16 protein-coding genes are annotated in these 16,649 nt (G+C 71.9%); 6 read left to right on the forward strand and 10 right to left on the reverse strand.

Annotated features, from left to right (window positions below; all coding sequences use genetic code 11):
- Positions 1-29 precede the first annotated feature (29 nt).
- Positions 30-1,238: a D-mannonate dehydratase ManD gene (gene manD, locus ACTWP9_RS16885; RefSeq protein ID WP_443246979.1), complete on the forward strand. Its 1,209-nt coding sequence runs from the start codon at positions 30-32 to the stop codon at positions 1,236-1,238.
- Positions 1,235-2,725 carry a mannitol dehydrogenase family protein gene (locus tag ACTWP9_RS16890; protein ID WP_443246980.1) on the forward strand — a complete coding sequence of 497 codons (1,491 nt, stop codon included), beginning with the start codon at positions 1,235-1,237 and terminating at the stop codon, positions 2,723-2,725. Before manD ends, ACTWP9_RS16890 begins: the two co-directional genes overlap by 4 nt.
- Positions 2,726-2,794: 69 nt before the next feature.
- On the opposite strand, the gene ACTWP9_RS16895 is transcribed toward ACTWP9_RS16890, so the two are convergent.
- Both ACTWP9_RS16895 and ACTWP9_RS16900 read right to left on the reverse strand, forming a co-directional pair.
- Positions 2,795-3,571: an SDR family NAD(P)-dependent oxidoreductase gene (locus tag ACTWP9_RS16895; protein ID WP_443246981.1), complete on the reverse strand. Its 777-nt coding sequence runs from the start codon at positions 3,569-3,571 to the stop codon at positions 2,795-2,797.
- Between the two features lie 154 nt (positions 3,572-3,725).
- Positions 3,726-4,433, reverse strand: coding sequence for a 2-oxoglutarate/malate transporter (locus ACTWP9_RS16900; protein ID WP_443246982.1), 708 nt, complete (start codon positions 4,431-4,433; stop codon positions 3,726-3,728).
- 41 nt (positions 4,434-4,474) lie between these two features.
- Here ACTWP9_RS16900 and ACTWP9_RS16905 point away from each other — a divergent pair, with 41 nt between their 5' ends.
- Positions 4,475-5,101 (forward strand): TetR/AcrR family transcriptional regulator, encoded by a 627-nt coding sequence (locus tag ACTWP9_RS16905; RefSeq protein WP_443246983.1) that lies wholly within the window; start codon positions 4,475-4,477, stop codon positions 5,099-5,101.
- Positions 5,102-5,119: 18 nt separating this feature from the next.
- On the opposite strand, the gene ACTWP9_RS16910 is transcribed toward ACTWP9_RS16905, so the two are convergent.
- Complete coding sequence (locus ACTWP9_RS16910; protein ID WP_443246984.1) at positions 5,120-5,734, reverse strand: mycothiol-dependent nitroreductase Rv2466c family protein; 615 nt, start codon at positions 5,732-5,734, stop codon at positions 5,120-5,122.
- Between the two features lie 104 nt (positions 5,735-5,838).
- Between ACTWP9_RS16910 and ACTWP9_RS16915 the strand changes: the two genes are divergently transcribed.
- Positions 5,839-6,282 carry a hypothetical protein gene (locus ACTWP9_RS16915; protein WP_443246985.1) on the forward strand — a complete coding sequence of 148 codons (444 nt, stop codon included), beginning with the start codon at positions 5,839-5,841 and terminating at the stop codon, positions 6,280-6,282.
- A 41-nt stretch (positions 6,283-6,323) separates the two neighbouring features.
- Here ACTWP9_RS16915 and ACTWP9_RS16920 read toward each other — a convergent pair whose 3' ends face one another.
- Positions 6,324-7,313: a GlxA family transcriptional regulator gene (locus ACTWP9_RS16920; RefSeq protein ID WP_443246986.1), complete on the reverse strand. Its 990-nt coding sequence runs from the start codon at positions 7,311-7,313 to the stop codon at positions 6,324-6,326.
- A gap of 102 nt (positions 7,314-7,415) precedes the next feature.
- Here ACTWP9_RS16920 and ACTWP9_RS16925 point away from each other — a divergent pair, with 102 nt between their 5' ends.
- Positions 7,416-8,195: a DJ-1/PfpI family protein gene (locus ACTWP9_RS16925; protein ID WP_443246987.1), complete on the forward strand. Its 780-nt coding sequence runs from the start codon at positions 7,416-7,418 to the stop codon at positions 8,193-8,195.
- A 145-nt stretch (positions 8,196-8,340) separates the two neighbouring features.
- Here the strand turns inward: ACTWP9_RS16925 and ACTWP9_RS16930 are convergent, their stop codons facing one another.
- The 5 genes from ACTWP9_RS16930 to ACTWP9_RS16950 form a co-directional block, all read right to left on the reverse strand.
- Positions 8,341-9,033, reverse strand: a complete 693-nt coding sequence (locus ACTWP9_RS16930) for a LysE family translocator (RefSeq protein ID WP_443246988.1) — start codon at positions 9,031-9,033, stop codon at positions 8,341-8,343.
- 96 nt (positions 9,034-9,129) lie between these two features.
- On the reverse strand, positions 9,130-10,080 hold the full coding sequence (locus ACTWP9_RS16935) for a LysR family transcriptional regulator (protein ID WP_443246989.1): 951 nt from the start codon (positions 10,078-10,080) through the stop codon (positions 9,130-9,132).
- 382 nt (positions 10,081-10,462) lie between these two features.
- Positions 10,463-12,574, reverse strand: a complete 2,112-nt coding sequence (locus ACTWP9_RS16940) for a xanthine dehydrogenase family protein molybdopterin-binding subunit (protein WP_443246990.1) — start codon at positions 12,572-12,574, stop codon at positions 10,463-10,465.
- Entirely contained in the window at positions 12,571-13,563 is a 993-nt protein-coding gene (locus ACTWP9_RS16945) for an FAD binding domain-containing protein (protein WP_443246991.1), read from the reverse strand. Before ACTWP9_RS16945 ends, ACTWP9_RS16940 begins: the two co-directional genes overlap by 4 nt.
- A complete protein-coding gene (locus ACTWP9_RS16950; protein WP_443246992.1) occupies positions 13,560-14,132 on the reverse strand; it encodes a (2Fe-2S)-binding protein in 573 nt (190 codons plus the stop codon). Before ACTWP9_RS16950 ends, ACTWP9_RS16945 begins: the two co-directional genes overlap by 4 nt.
- 241 nt (positions 14,133-14,373) lie before the next feature.
- On the opposite strand from ACTWP9_RS16950, the gene ACTWP9_RS16955 reads away from it, so the two are divergent.
- Positions 14,374-14,973 (forward strand): TetR/AcrR family transcriptional regulator, encoded by a 600-nt coding sequence (locus ACTWP9_RS16955; protein WP_443246993.1) that lies wholly within the window; start codon positions 14,374-14,376, stop codon positions 14,971-14,973.
- Between the two features lie 139 nt (positions 14,974-15,112).
- Here ACTWP9_RS16955 and yczR read toward each other — a convergent pair whose 3' ends face one another.
- Positions 15,113-16,555 (reverse strand): aminotransferase class I/II-fold pyridoxal phosphate-dependent enzyme, encoded by a 1,443-nt coding sequence (yczR, locus tag ACTWP9_RS16960; RefSeq protein WP_443246994.1) that lies wholly within the window; start codon positions 16,553-16,555, stop codon positions 15,113-15,115.
- Between the last annotated feature and the right edge of the window lie 94 nt (positions 16,556-16,649).

A 16,649-nucleotide genomic window follows, 5' to 3' on the forward strand; every position in this document is an offset into this window, starting at 1 on the left:
ACCCGACCGTTCGAAGAAGAAGGGACGCCGTGAGCAAGATCGAGCACGTCGAGGTGTTCGTCGCTTCCCCGGGGCGCACGTTCGTCACCCTGCGTATCACCACCACCGACGGGGTCACCGGCCTCGGCGACGCCACCCTCAACGGCCGGGAGCTGGCCGTCGCCGCCTGTCTGCGCGACCACGTCGCCCCGCTGCTGATCGGCAAGGACCCCGCCCGGATCGAGGACCTGTGGCAGTACCTGTACAAGGGCGCCTACTGGCGGCGCGGTCCGGTCACCATGACCGCCGTCTCCGCCGTGGACACCGCCCTGTGGGACATCAAGGGCAAGACCGCAGGGCTGCCCGTTTACCAGCTGCTCGGCGGCCGGTCCCGCGACGGTGTCCTCGTCTACTCGCACGCCAGCGGCACCGACGTCCCCGCCCTCCTCGACGACGTCGAGCGCTTCCTGGAGCTGGGCTACAAGGCGGTCCGCGCCCAGGCCGCCGTCCCCGACATCGGCGGCACCTACGGGGTGCGCAAGGGCAAGCTGTACGAGCCGGCCGCCGGCCCGCTCCCGGAGGAGCAGCCCTGGGACACCGAGGCGTATCTGCGCTTCGCCCCCACGTATCTGGAGGCGGTACGCGAGCGCTTCGGCTTCGGCTTCCACCTCCTGCACGACGTCCACCACCGGCTCACGCCCATGGAAGCGGCCCGTTTCGGCAAGCGTGTAGAGGACGTCGGGCTGCTGTGGATGGAGGACCCGACCCCGGCCGAGAACCAGCAGGCGTTCCGCCTCATCCGGCAGCACACCACCACGCCTGTCGCGGTCGGCGAGGTGCTCACCTCCATCTGGGACGTCCAGCAGCTGATCACCGAGCAGCTCATCGACTACGTCCGCACCAGCGTCGTGCACGCCGGGGGCATCACCCACCTGCGCCGGATCTTCGACCTCGCCGCTCTCTACCAGGTGCGTACCGGCTCGCACGGTGCGACCGATCTGTCCCCGGTCAGTCTCAGCGCCAATGTCCATCTCGACCTGGCCGTCCCCAACTTCGGCATCCAGGAGTACATGGGCCACCCCGAGGAGGCGGCCGAAGTTTTCCGCGGGGGCGTCACTTTCGCCGACGGCATGCTGAACCCGCCGGAGGAGCCGGGTCTCGGAGTGGAGTACGACGAGCAGGCCGCCGCCCGCTTCCCGTACGAGCGCCGCTATCTGCCTGTGGCGCGCCGCCTCGACGGATCGGTCCACGACTGGTGACCGCCGCCGACCCGCCCCGTCTGGAGCGTGCTGCCCTGCACCGGCTCCCGCCCGAGTGCCGCCCGGCGTTCGACCCGGGCGAACTGCGCACCCGCGTCGTCCACTTCGGGCTCGGCGCCTTCCACCGGGCTCACCAGGCGGTCTGGACCGAGCAGGCCGCCGCCCGCTCCGGTGAACCCTGGGGTATCACCGCGGTGGCGCCCCGCTCCGCCGCGACGGCCCGGATGCTGCGCGAACAGGACTTCCTCTACTCGCTCACCGAGCGCCATCCCGACGGCGCCGCCACCCGGGTCCCCACCCGCGTCGTCGCCGCGCTCACCGGCGCGCTGGTGATGGCCGAGGATGCCGCGCGCGTCGATGCGCTGCTGACCGACCCCGAGGTCACGGTCGTCACCCTCACCATCACCGAGAAGGGCTACCACCGCATCCCGGGGCGCACGCCACGCGACGGTGCCGTCCTGGACCTGACGTCCCCGGCCGTCGCCACCGATCTCGAACGAGCCGCGGCAGGACCCGGCGCGGCGCGACCCGCCACCGTCGTCGGACGCCTCGCCGCCGGGCTGGCCGCCCGGATGCGGTCCGGTGCGGCGCCCATCACTGTCGTCTCCTGCGACAACATGGCCGACAACGGAGCCGCACTGGGCGCCGCCGTCCGCGAGTTCACCGCCGCCGCCGGATGGCCGGACCGGGAGACGGTGCTCGACCGGATGGCCACAGCGATCGCCTTCCCCGGCACGGTCGTCGACCGGATAGTCCCCGCCACCACCGACGCCGACCTGGCCCGCGCCGCTGCGGCGCTCGGTCTGCGGGACACGGCGGCGGTGACCGGTGAGCCGTACCGCAGCTGGGTGCTGGAGGACTCCTTCGCCGCCCCCCGGCCGCAGTGGGAGCTGGACGGCGCGCTGCTCGTCCCCGACACCATGCCGTACCAGCTCACCAAGCTGCGGCTGCTGAACGGCTCCCACTCAGCGCTGGCCTACCTCGGACTGGCCGCCGCGCGTGACACCGTCGCGGAAGCGCTGGACACCGACTGGGGCGCCCCACTGGTGCGGGGCCTGTGCGCCGAGCTGGCTCCCACCCTGCCGCCCGGCGGGCCCGACCCTGCGGCCTATGCGGCCGAACTCGTCCCCCGCTTCCGCAACCCCGCCATGGACCACCGGCTCCGGCAGATCGCCGCCGACGGCTCGCTGAAACTGCCCGAACGCTGGCTGCCTGCGCTGCGCACGCTGCGTGCCGCGGGCACCCCCACCCCGCTGCTCGAACTCGCCCTCGCGGGCTGGGTGTACGCCACCCACCCGGACCGGCAGGCCGCCGACCCCGCGGCCGAAGCCCTCGCCGCCTGCTGGCGCGCCCACCCGGAGCCCACCGGCACCGTCCGCGCCCTGCTCACCACGCTCGGCGCCCCCGACCTCGCCGACGACACCGCGCTCACCGGCGCCGTCGCCGCCCGGCTGCCCGCACTGCGGGCCGGCCGCATCGAGGTCTGACGGCCGTTCGTACGTACGCGTATGCCGAATCGCATCGCGGTGATATGCACCAATGCTGAAGAGACTCCTTCACCCCTCCCGAAAAACCTTCGTGTTGGACGCCTGCGCGCGCGGGCGGACCACCAGCAGGTCGATGTTGACATGGCTGGGGCGGGTGACGGACCAGGCGATGGTGTCCGCGACATCGTCGGCGGTCAGCGGCTCGGCCACACCCGCGTACACCTTCGCCGCCTTCTCCTCGTCCCCCCGGAAACGGGTCAGTGCGAACTCGTCGGTCTTCACCATCCCGGGCGCGATCTCGATCACGCGGACCGGGCTGCCGACGATCTCCAGCCGCAGCGTCTCCGCCAGCACGTGCTGAGCGTGCTTCGCCGCGACATAGCCGGCCCCGCCCTCGTACGTCGCATGCCCCGCGGTGGAGGAGAGCACCACGACGGTGCCGTCGCCGCTCGCGGTGAGCGCGGGCAGCAGGGCCTGGGTGACATGCAGGGTGCCGATGACGTTCGTCTCGTACATCTGCCGCCAGTCCTCCGGATCGCCGGAGGCCACCGGGTCGGCCCCCAGCGCACCGCCGGCGTTGTTCACCAGGACCTCCAGCGTGTCGAACCGCCCGGCGAACTCGTCGACCGCCGCCCGGTCCGTCACGTCCAGCGCGTACGCCTCGGCCTGGTGCCCCGCCTCGGAGAGCTCCGCCGCCAGGGCCGCGATGCGCTCCTCGCGGCGCGCCGTGAGGACGACCCGACAGCCGGACGCCGCGAGTCGGCGCGCGGTGGCGGCGCCGATGCCGCTGCTCGCGCCGGTGACGACAGCGGTACGGGACGAAGTGGCCTGCGCGGTGGCGCTCATGAACGCTCCTGGACGTTCCGGATGTGCGGTGGTCTGGGGCAAGGGTATGCGGGCAGGCCGGCACCGTACGCAGGCGCCCCTCGGGCCGGCCGCACATGCCGGCGCCGAGCGGCTGTTGTCCGCTTTCCTTCGCGGCGCGGGGTGCGTCGGCCCGTCAGGCGATCTGCGGCGAGTGCGGGGTCGACTTCAGGCGGATCAGAGTGGTGCCGTACGCGCCGAGCCACACCACCCACAACAGCCAGCCGCCGAGACCGAGGAGGCCGAGGGGGCCGGTGCGGTCGATGACCAGGGGGGCGAGGGTGGCGGAGGTGAACAGCAGCGTGGCCGACAGCAGTCCCAGGGTGCCGTGCCACGGCCGGATCAGTCCGGCCCGCCGCCCGCCCACGGACAGGCCGACGAGAGCGAGCGCCAGGAACGTGCCGTTGAGGGTGAACAGCGCGTCGTGCAACGCCCAGAGCCCCGAGGTCGCACCGGCGTCGTCCGAGGTCCTCGACGCGATGGCGAGGCGGATCGCGATGACTGCGGCGAAGGCGGCGTTCTGGAGGAGGATGCCGGCGAATCCGAGCAGCGACCACGCCTCGCCCCGTTCCCGCTCGGACCGTCGCAGCGCTGCGACCGCACCCGCGCCGAACAGCGTGGCGAGCGCCCAGGCGGCGGGAGTGAGGGCGGAGCCGAGGCCCACCAGGTCGCCCTCCGCGCTGAAGAACGCGGTGACTTCGCCGATGTCGGCGCCGGTACGCGGCAGACCGGCGGGGGCGACGATCACGTTGCTCATGACGATCAGAAAGGCGAAACCGAAGGCAGCGATGCCGCTGAGCCGGGAGAAGTTCACGGCGGCCGGCCGGGCTTGTTGGCGTATCATGTATTCACTATAAGCACCGTAAAGCGAATAGGGGACAGCCCATGGGTACGGAGCCGGGCCGACGCCGCTACGACTCGCTGCGCCGCACGGCGCAGGCGCAGGAGACCCGCGCGGACATCGCCCGCGCCGCCCGCCGGCTGTTCGTCTCCCAGGGCTGGGCGGCGACGACCGTGCGGGACGTGGCGCGCGAGGCGGGGGTCTCCGTGCCGACCGTCTACGCGGCATACGGCAACAAGGCAGGGCTGACCCGTGCGCTGGCCGACGCGGCGGACCTGTCGGCCGATGTGTCGCAACTGCTCGCGGAGTTGGAGGTCCCGGAGGCGGGCCCCGCTGCCCAGTTGACCGCGATGGCCGCCTACGACCGGCGGCTGTTCGAGCGGGCCGGCGACATCATCACGCTGATCCGGGAAGCGGGGCGCACCGAACCGGAGCTGGCGGCGCTCTACCGCGATGGACGCGCACGCGCCGACGACACCCGCGTCCAGGTGTTCTCGTCATGGCCGGGCGACATTCTTCGGGAGGGCCTGGATGTGCGGGCCGCCGTGGACATCTACGCGGCTCTGTGCAACATCGATGTCTACACCGTGCTCATCGCCGAACGTGGCTGGTCACCCGGGCAGGTCGAGCAGTGGTGGAGCGAAGCGCTGGCCCGGGAACTGCTGAACTGATGCTGTGACCGCCCAGGTTCACCGGTTGCCGAACCGGGGCTCTTCCGTGCGGGTGCGTTTGACCTCGTAGAAGCCCGGCACACCGGCCAGCAGCAGGAAACCGTCCCACAGCTGTCCGGCCGTCTCCCCGGTAGGGGCGGGGGAGACGACCGGACCGAAGAAGCCGACCCGTTCACCGTCCTCCCCGGCGACCGAGAGCACCGGGGTGCCGACCTCGGTGCCGACCAGGGCGACGGCCTGAGCGTGGGACGAGCGGATCGCCCCGTCGTAGGCGGTGGACCCGGCGACCTCCGCGATCTCCTGCGGCAGCCCGGCGTCGGCGAGGGCTCCGGCGAGCTCCCAGTCGCCGTGGAGATGGAAGCGCGTGCCCAGCGCGGTGAAGAGGTCACCCAGCGCCCGGTTGCCGAACCGCTCTTCCACCGCGGCGCACACTCGCACCGGTGCCCACATGTAGTCCCCCCACTCGCCCTCCGGGTTGTCGTCCCGGTGCTCGTTGAGTACGGAGAGGCTCATCACCCGCCAGCGGACGGTCACCGGCCGTACCTTCGTCACCTCCACCAGCCACCGGGAGGTGATCCACGTGTACGGGCAGACGGGGTCGAACCAGAAGTCCACAGCCCGCAGTTCGGTCATCCGATCGGCTCCTTTCCCGGCTCTTGTCACGTTACGTGGAAGCTCCCGGCCGGCGCCCGAGCCCCCCACCCCTGACGCCGTCGCGGAGGATGGAGAATCCAGAAATGGATCTGGATGACCAACTGGTAGGCCACTGGAGCAGCGTCCCGTTCTCCTACGGGGTGATGGAAGCCTCCGAACTCGGGCTTCTCGGCGATGGGCAGGGCTGGAGCGCATGGTTCAACGTCGGCGAGCTGGCCGTCACACGACTGCGCTGGCGGTGCCCGGAACCAGGAGTCCTGGAACTGCGCGCGCGGTGGAGCGTACACGGCACGCCCGATAGCAGCGCCGGCTCGCTGTCGTTCGCCTCGGCGGAACCGGCAGAACCGCTGGACGAGGTCACGCGCCATCGCTACGTCCTCGCCCCCGTCGAACCCATGCCGGGCGCCGATCCCTTGCCGGCGATCAGCTTCGAGGAGCCGGTCGAGTTCTGCTTCCACTACGCCAGAGGCCCGAAGGAGATCCGCCCCGAGGAAGACCCGACGTTCCCTGCAGTGCCGTACCAGTAGGGGTGCGACGAGCCGTCCTGAGCAGCACCCCCGCACAACGCTCAGGCGCTCCGGGCGGAATGAGGCTGATGCGTGCCCTCCCGGAAGGTGCGGCGGTAGGCCGTGGGGGTGGTGCCGAGGCGCCGGCGGAAGTGGGCGCGCAGCGATACCGCGGAGCCGAAGCCGGTGATGTCGGCGAGGCGCTCCACCGGCAGATCGGTGGTCTCCAGCAGTTCGCGGGCGCGTTCCATGCGGGCCCACAGCAGCCAGCTCAGCGGCGTTGTCCCGGTCGAGGCACGGAATCTGCGGTGCAGATGACGCACGCTCATCCCTGACTGACGGGCGATGTCGGTGAGGGTGAGAGGGCGGTGCAGATTGCGGTGGAGCCAGTCCAGGGTCGCGGGCAGCGGATCGTCGTCGCAACGGTCGGTACGGGGGCCGGGGCGAGGCACGAGCTGGGCCATGGTGCCGTTGCGCCGCTGCGGTACGACCAGGGAGCGTGCCGCCTCCGCGGCGACCGCCGCGCCGTGGTCGCGGCTGATGAGGTGCAGGCACAGATCGAGACCCGCCGCGACGCCCGCCGAGCTGAGGATCTGGCCGTTGTCCACGAACAGCACGCCCGGGTCCACGCGGACCGCCGGATGTTCCCGGGCGAGCCGGTCGACCGCCAGCCAGTGCGTCGTCGCCGCGGCACCGTCCAGCAGGCCCGCCTCGGCCAGCAGGAAAGCGCCCGTGCAGATCGACGCCACCCGGATACGCCGGTGGGCGGCCGACCGCAGCAGCTCCAGCACCTCACCGTCCGGACGCATATCGTCCGCCACACCCGGGACCACGATCGTGTCCGCGGCAAGGGCGGCCTTCAACGGGTGCGCGGGCCGCAGTTCGAAGCAGAGCTCCCCGGCCGCCGTACTGGTGACGGGGGAGTTGCCGCACACCAGCAACCGGTACGGCCGACTGCCGTCCGGCAGCCGCGCGAGGGCGAACGCCTGGCAGGCGGCGGTCAGATCGAAACCGACAACGCCACCCGGTGCCAGGACAGCCACAGTGTGCATGGCAGGAACCTATCGGGACCGGTCACGATCGCTGCTGCCGGATCCGTCCCCCGCTTGCCAGGGTGAAGCCGTCCCGATCGCGAACTGCCAGGGAGGTACAGGATGATGGAACGGCGAGACATGCTGCGCCGGACGACGGCTGTGGGAGCCGGAGCGCTGGCTCAGGGAGTGCTGAGCACCACTTCCGCCGGCGCGCAGGAGAGCGTCGGCGAGCGGGGCGGCGGGCACGGCGGCAGGAGCACGCGGCCGTTCCGCGTCCACATCGTGATGTTCGACGGTGTGGAGGAGCAGGACTTCGTCGGTCCGTACGAGGTGTTCTCGGCCGCCAGGATGCTCGGCGGCACGCGGAAGATGGACGTCGGTCTCGTCACGGCCGGTGAGACCGGCACCGTGCGCTGTGCGTACGGCACCGAGGTACAGGTCACCCGGCGCTGGGCACCGCGCGAGGCGGAGCTGATCGTGGTGCCGGGCGGGGGCTACACACGTAAGGACGGGCCCGGCATCTGGGCCGAAATCAAACGCGGCACGCTGCCGCGCGCCCTTGCAGCGGCTCCGCGCAAGGGGCTGACGCTCAGTTCGCTGTGTACGGGGGCGCTGCTGCTGTCCGCGGCCGGGCTGGTGGAGGGCCGCCGTTGCACCACGCACCGGGGTGCCCTCAAGGACCTGGAGAAGGACGGGGGCATCCTCACCCCGGCCCGGGTCGTGGACGACGGCGATCTCGTGACGGCCCAGGGCGTCACCTCCGGCCTGGAGCTCGGGCTCTGGCTGGTCAAGCGCGAGCTGGGCTCCGAGGCCGCGAACGGGCTGGAGATGATGCTGGAGTACGAGGCACGCGGCACCGTCTGGGAAACGGAGCGGAGGCACCGGAGCCTGTCCGGCTGATCAACGGATCAGGGGGATCAGGGGGGCGCGGAAACAGGTCCACGCCCCGCCGGCGCGGGAACGGCTCCACGCCCGCTGGCGCGGGAACGGCTCCACGCCCCGCCGGCGCGGCCAACTGTGCGGCCGGCCACGACGCGAGGGGAGCTCAGTCGCCGAGCGCGAGCTGGAGACCGAACGCGCCGATCACCGTCCCGGCGACCCGGTCGAGCATGCGCCGGGCGGAATCGCGTCGCAGGTAGTCGCGCAGCATGCGCGCGCAGCCGATCAGCAGGAACGACCAGAGCACGCCTAGCAGGACATGGATCACCGACAGCAGTACGCCCATGGCGAGATGGGAAGCGCCAGCCGGGACGAACTGGGGGAGGACGGCGACGTAGAAGGCGCCCACCTTGGGATTGAGGAGGTTGGTCAGAGCGCCCTGGCGCCAGCCGCCGCGATGGGGGTGCCCCTTTTTCGAGCGGAGCCGAGAACTTGGGGGAGCGACCTCGGCACCGGCCTGGATCGGGGCGTCGTCATCGCCCGGTTCCGACGAACCCACCGCGGCGGGACGGCGCGCGGCCCAGAGCATGCGAGCGCCCATCCACACCAGATAGGCGGCGCCCGCCCAGCGCAGCAGCGTGTAGGCGAGATGGGAGGCGGTCAACAAGGCAGTGATGCCCAGGGAGGTGAACAGCCCCCAGGTCAGGGTTCCGGTCTGGATACCGAGGACAACTCCCCAGGCACGCCGGCGGTGGCCGAGCGCGGCGGTGCGCAGTATGAGTGCGGTGTCCAGGCCCGGTGTGAGGGTGAGCAGCCCCACGATCACAGTGAAGCCCCACAGTTCGGAGAAATCGATCACGGCAAGGGACTGTAGAACCTCGATAATGCAAACCGCCAGATTCCTGCCCGTAATCGGGCACGAACTCGATGCTCCGCATGGCGGTCCTCGTCCCGCTCAGCGGCCGACCGCTTCGGCGTGCCGGGTCCAGCCCGGTCGCCAGGTCTCGGCGGTGGGACGGCGGAGCTGCGCGGAGGTGAGGTGGTCGCGGAGCTCGGTGAGCGCGGGGTGCGGGTTGTCTGCGCGCCAGAGCAGCGAGTGGGGGTAGACCGGGGTGGGGTCGTGCAGGGGGATCAGGCGGAGGCGGAGGCCGGCCGGCCAGACGAGGGGGGTCTGCTCGCTGACGAAGGTCGCGAGCGTCGAGGAGTCCGCGATCGTGTCCAGCAGCGGATCGATGCCGAAGTTGGGGCCGACGACATCGATGGTCAGTCCGAACTCCTCGGCGAGCGCGTCGTAGTAGGCGCCCCACTCGGTGCCGGGGGTGTTGCCGGGCATCCAGATCGTGTGTCCGGCGAGCTGGGCCGGGGTGACAGCGGGTGCCTCGGCGAACGGGTGGGAGGGTCCGGTGAAGAGATGGAGGGGCTCGTCGAAGACGGGAGTGGCGCGGACGCTGTCGGGAAGCCGCCGGCCGGGCATGGTGACAGCGCGGAAAGTCGCGTCGATCGTGCCGGACTCGACGGCGGCGACTGCCTCGTCGATGTCGAAGAGCGCGACGACGTCCAGCTCGATGTCGGGATGTGTGCGGTGGAAGTCCCGCAGCAGGCCGGCCGTCGCGGTCCGTCGGCGGAGCACGTCGACGCGCAGCGCTCGGCGGCCGGCGCGTACGGAGGCTGCGGCCCGCTCGGCGGCCCGTAGCAACTCGCGGGCATGGGACACAAACGCCTGCCCGTCGATGGTGAGCTGCGCTCCGCGCGCTGTACGGGAGAAGAGGCGCACGCCGAGGTCCCGCTCCAGCCCGGCGATGCGCTTCGAGACGGCCTGCTGACTGATCGACAGGTCGGCGGCGGCGTCCTGGAACCGGCCCGCGTCCACGACCGCGACGAAGGTGCGTACAGCGTTGAGATCCACGGCCGGCAGCCTAGCCGATGGTCGCACCACAAATGGTTGTGGGTCGATGGCGTCCCGGTTGTTTGATCCAACGGTCTGCCGCGCGCTTCGATGACGCCGAGCAATGTCCGGGTGGCCTGGTCCGAACAACCTCTGGTTGTCCACGGCTCATCCAGGAGGAGCCTACGAATTCGCGCAGGTCGCACCCGCGAGCTCGGGGGTGAATCAGGGCCTGCCCGGCGGATCTTGCGTACTTGGCATGGGGGTTCGCAGGGGGACGCGCCCCGCAGGGGCGCGGGGAACTGCGCGACAAGCCACGACGCGCCCGCAGTCGACGAGCGTCCGGCAGGGGCACCCCCTACCAGAGGAAGGGAGGGCCGGCGCAAGATCCGCCGGTCACGACCTACGCGCCGTCCCCCACCTCCATCACGCGGTCCGGCCGCAGCGGCAGATCCCGGTGGCGTACGCCGGTCGCATGCCAGACCGCGTTGGAGATCGCCGCGGCGACGCCCACGATCCCGATCTCCCCGATGCCCTTGATGCCCACGGGGTCGTTGGGGACCGGGTCCTCCAGCCAGTCCGCCTCGATCACGGGGACATCCGCGTTGGCGGCGACGTGATAGCCCGCGAAGTCCGGGCCGAGCTGGCTGCCCGAGGCCGCGTCCCGCACCGCTTCCTCGTGCAGCGCCATGGAGATGCCCCAGGTCATCCCGCCGACGAGCTGGCTGCGCGCGGTGAGCGGGTTGACGATGCGGCCCGCGGCGAAGATGCCCAGCATGCGCCGGACCCGCACCTCGCCGGTGGTGACGTCCACGGCGACCTCGGCGAACTGTGCCCCGAAGGAGTGCCGTTCCTTCTTGGCGAGCTCGGCGAGCAGCCCGGCGGTGTCCGTACGGGCGGTGATGCCCTCGGGCGGGATGTCGCCGTCGGTCAGAGCCAGCCGTCCGCGCAGCTCACCGACGGCGGAGGTGACGGCCAGCGCCCAGGAGCGGGTGCCCATCGAGCCACCGGCGACCCAGGCGGGCCCGAAGTCGCTGTCGCCGATCCGCACGGCCACGCGCTCGGGTGCCACATCGAGCGCTTCCGCGGCGATCAGGGTGAGAGCGGTGCGGGCACCGGTGCCCACGTCCGCCGCGGAGATCCGTACGGTGAAGGTGCCGTCCGCCTCGGCCGTCACGGAGGCCGTGGAGGGCGCGGCCCCCGACGGATAGGTGGCGGCAGCCGTGCCGGTGCCGAGCAGCCAGCGGCCCTCGCGGCGCATCCTGGGCCGCGGATCGCGCCCGGCCCAGCCGAACCGGCGGGCCCCCTCCTCGAAGCATCCGAGCAGATTGCGGCTGCTGAAGGGCAGCCCGGACAGCGGGCCGACGGTCGGTTCGTTGCGGGCGCGCAGGGCGATCGGGTCCATGCCGAGCCGCTCGGCCAGTTCGTCGAGGGCCGACTCCACCGCGAAGGAGCCCGGCGCCTCGCCGGGCGCCCGCATCCAGGTCGGCGTGGGCATGTCCACATCGACAAGCCGGTGCGCGGTGTGGTGTGCCCGCGCTTCGTACAGAACGCGTCCCAGGGCAGCGCTCGTCTCGACGAACGGCCGCAGCGTCGAGGTGAGGTTGAGCGCCTCGTGCCCGAACGCGCGCAGCCGCCCGTCCGGTTCTGCGCCCAGCCGGACGCGCTGCGCCGTGGGGCTGCGGTAGCCGGTGACGGCGAACGTCTGGCGCCGGGTCAGCGCGAGCCGCACGGGCCGTTGCAGCACCGTCGCCGCCATCGCCGCTGCCACCTGGTGCGGCCGTACGCCTTTGGAGCCGAACGCGCCACCTATGTGCTCGGAGCGCACCCGTACCGAGGACGGGTCCAGCGAGAACAGCTTGGCGAGCTCGTCCGCCACCCACATGGAGCCCTGGTTGGAGTCGAAGACCTCCAGCCGACCCCCCTCCCAGCGGGCGGTGGCTGCGTGCGGCTCCATGGCGCTGTGGTGCTGCTCCGGAGTGGTGTAGGAGGCGTCCACCACCACGGCGGAGGCGGCGAGTTCCGCCTCCAGGTCTCCCTTCGTCAGCACCGCGTTGCCGTCGTCGGGGACGTAGCTGCCGGGCCGGTCGGCGTGGAACGCGACGTCGTGCGGCTCCTCGTCGTACTCGACCACGAGCGATTCGGCCGCCTCCCGCGCCTGCTCCGGCGTCTCGGCGACCACCAGCGCCACGGGCCAGCCCGCATGCGGGACCCGGTCGTGCTGGAAGACCGCGACGGTGGGGTCGGGCCCGCCGAGCATGGAGGCATAGTCGGTCGCCAAGCGGGGTGCGTTGCCGTGGTGGAGCACGGCCAGCACGCCGGGCATGGCACGTACGGCCTCCTCGCCCACCTTGCGGACGCGCCCACGCGCGACGGTCGAAAGGACCAGCCAGCCGTGCACGAGCTGATCGAAGGGCTGCTCGCTCGCGTAGCGGGCTGCGCCGGTCACCTTCTCCCGGCCCTCGACGCGGGTGTGCGATGCGCCGACGGTCGGAGGCTGTGCCGTGGTGGTCATCGGGCGGTCTCCTCGGCCAGTTCGGTGAGCAGGGTGACGACGAGATTGCGGATCAGGGGCACCTTGTAGGCGTTCTGCTCGAGCACCTGGGCGGCGGCCAGCTCGGCGTCTGCGGCCTCCGCGAAGGCCGCGCCGACGGCGGGCTGCCCGCACAGCACCCGCTCGGCGGTCCTGGCCCGCCACGGCCGGGACGCGACGGCACCGAAGGCCAGCCGTACCTCGCGGACCACGCCGTCGGCGACGTCGAGCGCGGCGGCTGCCGAGCCGATGGCGAAGGCGTAGGAGGCCCGCTCGCGGACCTTGCGGTAGCGCGAGTGTGCCGCGACCGGAGCGGGTGGCAGCGTGACGGCGGTGATCAGCGCGCCGGGCGGCAGCGCGGTCTCCCGGTGCGGGGTGTCGCCCACCGGCAGATAGAAGTCGGCGAGGGGTATCTCTCCGCCGCCTGCGGCGCTCTCGTACGAGACGACGGCGTCGAACGCGGCCAGCGCGACGCCCATGTCGGACGGGTGGACGGCCACGCAGTGCGCGGAGGCGCCGAGGATCGCGTGGTTGCGGTGCTCGCCGGTGGTGGCCGGGCAGCCGGAGCCGGGCACACGCTTGTTGCAGGGGAGCGAGGTGTCGGTGAAGTAGGCGCAGCGGGTGCGCTGGAGGAGATTGCCGCCGACCGTGGCCATGTTGCGCAGCTGCCCGGAGGCTCCCGCCAGTACGGCCTGCGCCAGCGCCGGGTAGCGGCGCCGTACCTCCGGATGGGCGGCCAGCTCGCTGTTGGTGACCGTGGCGCCGATGCGCAGCCCGCCGTCGTCGGTGGACTCGATGTGGCCCAGCGGCAGTTCGCGTACGTCGACGAGGCGCCCCGGGCGCTCCACGCCGGCCTTCATCAGGTCGACGAGATTGGTGCCGCCGCCCAGGTAGCGCGCGTCAGGGTCCGCGTCGAGCAGGGCGACGGCGCCGCTGACCTCGGTGGCGCGCTCGTAGCTGAACTCCCTCACGCGGCAGGCTCCTTGGGGTTCTCGGCGGACTCTCCGGCGGTCGTGTGCTGTGCGGCCTGTGCGACGGCCTGGACGATGGAGACGTAGGCACCGCAGCGGCACAGGTTGCCGCTCATGCGCTCCCGGATCTCCTCGGGCGTCAGCGCGGGCGGTCCTGCCTCGGGCCGTACATCGTCGGTGGCGGCGCTCGGCCAGCCCGCCGCGTGCTCGTCGAGTACGGCGAGCGCCGAACAGATCTGCCCGGGGGTGCAGTAGCCGCACTGGAATCCGTCGAGGTCGAGGAACGCCTGCTGCACCGGGTGCAGCTGCTCGCCGTCCGCGACGCCTTCGATCGTGGTGACGGCGCAGCCGTCGGCGGCGACCGCGAGTTGCAGACAGGAGACGATACGGCGGCCGTCGACCAGGACCGTGCAGGCACCGCACTGCCCTTGGTCGCAGCCCTTCTTCGTACCGGTGAGATCGAGGCGCTCGCGCAGGACGTCGAGCAGGGTGCTGCGGTGGTCGACGGTCAGCGTGTGCGGTGCTCCGTTGATGGTCAGAGTGATCACGCTTGCGGTGGCTGGGGCCATGGGCGGCTTCTTTCGCGAGGGCGGTACGCGGAGAATCTGCGCGGTGCGGCGAGGCCATGGACGGACAGTGGCCCGTCGCCCGGACGTCCGCCGCTATGGTGAGAGGTCAGGAAACGGACAACAGTCCGCTCTACCTTCATGAACGTAGAGGACAGTTGTCCGCTTCGCAAGGGAGACCCGCTGCACCCCGTCCGACACCGCAGTTCTGCGCCAGGGGCGGAAGAGGACGGAAGGAGGACGAGTGCGGCACAAGAAGCCCGGCACGCGGCTGCGCTCGGACGCCCAGCGCAACCGCGAACGCATTCTTGAGGTGGCGCTCGCAGAGCTGACGCACGCTGCGGACGCGCCGCTGAGCGCCATTGCGAAAAGGGCGGGCGTCGGCCAGGGAACCTTCTACCGCAACTTCCCCAGCCGCGAGGCCCTGGTCCTGGAGGTCTACCGCTACGAGGTGCAGCAAGTCGCCGAAGCGGCAGAGCAGTTGCTCCGCACCCGGCCGCCGGACCAGGCACTGCGTGAGTGGATGGACCGGCTCGCCCAGTACGCCCTGGCCAAGGCGGGGCTGGCCGACGCCCTGCGTACGGCCACCACCAACCCACGCGGAACGCTGGCCGAACTCGGTCACGGACCGGTGACCCAGGCCGTCACCGTCCTCCTGGAGGCGAACGAGCGGGCCGGCACCGTCCGTCCCGGAGTGACCCCGCAGGACTTCCTCCTCGCCATCGCGGGACTGTGGCAGATCGACCCGCACGACGACTGGCAGACGCGGGCCGGCCGGCTCCTGGACCTGGTGCTGGACGGCCTGCGCGCGGGAGCTCCCAACCCCGCGCCCACCGACGACTGAGCCCTGCCGGAGCGGCACCGGCGCGGAGCCGCCCGCACAGCACTGCTCGGTGGTACGGGGGGTTCGAGGGTGAGCAGGAATCCGGCGAGGTGCTGGACGCTCCCCGGACCGACGGGCGCGCCATGTCGGAGGCCGTCCGTCAGATTGCCATCGCACGAGGGCCCGGGATGTTCCGGCCGGGTTCGCCTCCGTAGGTGTGCCAGGCCGTGGCCAAGCGGTGCACCGCTTCCGTCAGCGTGTCGGGGGCGGCGCAGAAGTGGATGCGGATGAACTCCCCGCTGCCCCCTGCCGCGTCCAGTCCGCTGCCGGGCAGCACCGCGACGCCGTGGCGGAGGGCCGTCTGCGCGAAGGAGTCGCCGTCACCGCGGGGGAGGCGCACCCACAGGGTGTGACCGCCGGTGACGGTCGGGACCTGCCACTGCGGCAGCCGCCGCGCCAGCTCCGCGTGCAGGTGGTCATGGCGGGCCTGGCGGTCTGCCGCCGAATCCTGGCACAGGGTCTCCAGCTGGGGCAGCAGTTCGATGGCCGCGAGTTGCGCGGAGAAGTCCCCGCCGAGGTCATGTACCGCTCGGAGTCGGGCGAGCCGGTTGATGACGGACCGCTCGGCCCGTATCCAGCCCACGCGCAGCCCACCCCAGACGCTCTTGCTGAGCGAGCCCACCGAGATCACCGCGTCGCCGAACGCCGCGAGCGGAGGGGGTACGTCCTGTCCGGGAAAGGCGAGGTGGGCGAGGACTTCGTCGTCGACCAGCGGCACGTCCGCCGCGGCGGCCGCTGCGGCGAGCCGTCGGCGTGCCAGCGACGGCAGCACACTCCCGGTCGGATTGTGGTGGGTGGACACGAGGTAGGCGAGTTCCGGGCGGCGACCGCAGCTGCGGACCCGCGCTTCGAAGCCGTCCAGGCCGACGGGAAGCGTCTCCAAGGACGCGGCATGCTCGCGGAAAGCCTCCAACGCGCCGGGGTAGGTGGGGGCCTCGACGACCACCGCGCCGCCGGGCTGGACGAAGGCGCGGGCGAGCAGGGAGAGGGCCTGCTGACCGCCGTTGGTGATCAGGACCTGCTCCGGGTCGGTACGTACGCCGCGGCGCGTGTAGTGGTCGGCGACAGCGCCGCGCAGCTGCCAGTGGCCCGACGGGTGGTATCCGATGCCGCTCGTCATGGTGGCCAGCCGGGGCAGCGCCCGCTCGTAGGCCGTCAGCAGCGTCGGCGGAGGCGAGGCTGGTGCGGCGCACGCCAGGAGGATCACATCGTCGTCCTGGGGCTCCAGCAGGTGCAGGAAGACCGGCGCGTTCGTGGTCTCCCGGGGCCCAGGACGCGACGGCCCGGCCACCCGGGTACCGCTTCCCCGGCGCCGGACGATCCGGCCCTCCAGACTCAGCTGTTCGTACGCGGCCACGACCGTGCCGCGTCCCACCGCGAGCGTGGACGCCAGCGTCCGGTCGGGTGGCAGCGCGGTGCCGGCCGGCAGTTCACCTTCGTCGACCAGGCGCCGCAGCCGTGCGGCGAGCAGGAGATACAGCGGTCCGCGGCCGGCCGACCACCGGCCCAGGCGGTCGGCCAGCTCGGCTGGTCCCATGGGCATGATCGCGTTCTTTCGGTCCAGGTGGGGCGTGGATGAGGTGATTGGTTCGCCCCGTGGACCAATCATGGCGTATTGGCTCTGTGGTCCGGCCCCG

The sequence above is a fragment of the Streptomyces sp. 3N207 genome (genome assembly GCF_052246355.1).
Classification (GTDB): Bacteria; Actinomycetota; Actinomycetes; order Streptomycetales; family Streptomycetaceae; genus Streptomyces.

Coding starts and splice junctions, on each gene's coding strand:
- ACTWP9_RS16925 (WP_443246987.1), top strand. CDS start 7,416: ATGATGGAACGGCGAGACATGCTGCGCCGGACGACGGCTGTGGGAGCC.
- ACTWP9_RS16895 (WP_443246981.1), bottom strand. CDS start 3,571: ATGAGCGCCACCGCGCAGGCCACTTCGTCCCGTACCGCTGTCGTCACC.
- ACTWP9_RS16905 (WP_443246983.1), top strand. CDS start 4,475: ATGGGTACGGAGCCGGGCCGACGCCGCTACGACTCGCTGCGCCGCACG.
- ACTWP9_RS16940 (WP_443246990.1), bottom strand. CDS start 12,574: ATGACCACCACGGCACAGCCTCCGACCGTCGGCGCATCGCACACCCGC.
- yczR (WP_443246994.1), bottom strand. CDS start 16,555: ATGCCCATGGGACCAGCCGAGCTGGCCGACCGCCTGGGCCGGTGGTCG.
- ACTWP9_RS16900 (WP_443246982.1), bottom strand. CDS start 4,433: ATGATACGCCAACAAGCCCGGCCGGCCGCCGTGAACTTCTCCCGGCTC.
- ACTWP9_RS16950 (WP_443246992.1), bottom strand. CDS start 14,132: ATGGCCCCAGCCACCGCAAGCGTGATCACTCTGACCATCAACGGAGCA.
- ACTWP9_RS16920 (WP_443246986.1), bottom strand. CDS start 7,313: ATGCACACTGTGGCTGTCCTGGCACCGGGTGGCGTTGTCGGTTTCGAT.
- ACTWP9_RS16910 (WP_443246984.1), bottom strand. CDS start 5,734: ATGACCGAACTGCGGGCTGTGGACTTCTGGTTCGACCCCGTCTGCCCG.
- ACTWP9_RS16915 (WP_443246985.1), top strand. CDS start 5,839: ATGGATCTGGATGACCAACTGGTAGGCCACTGGAGCAGCGTCCCGTTC.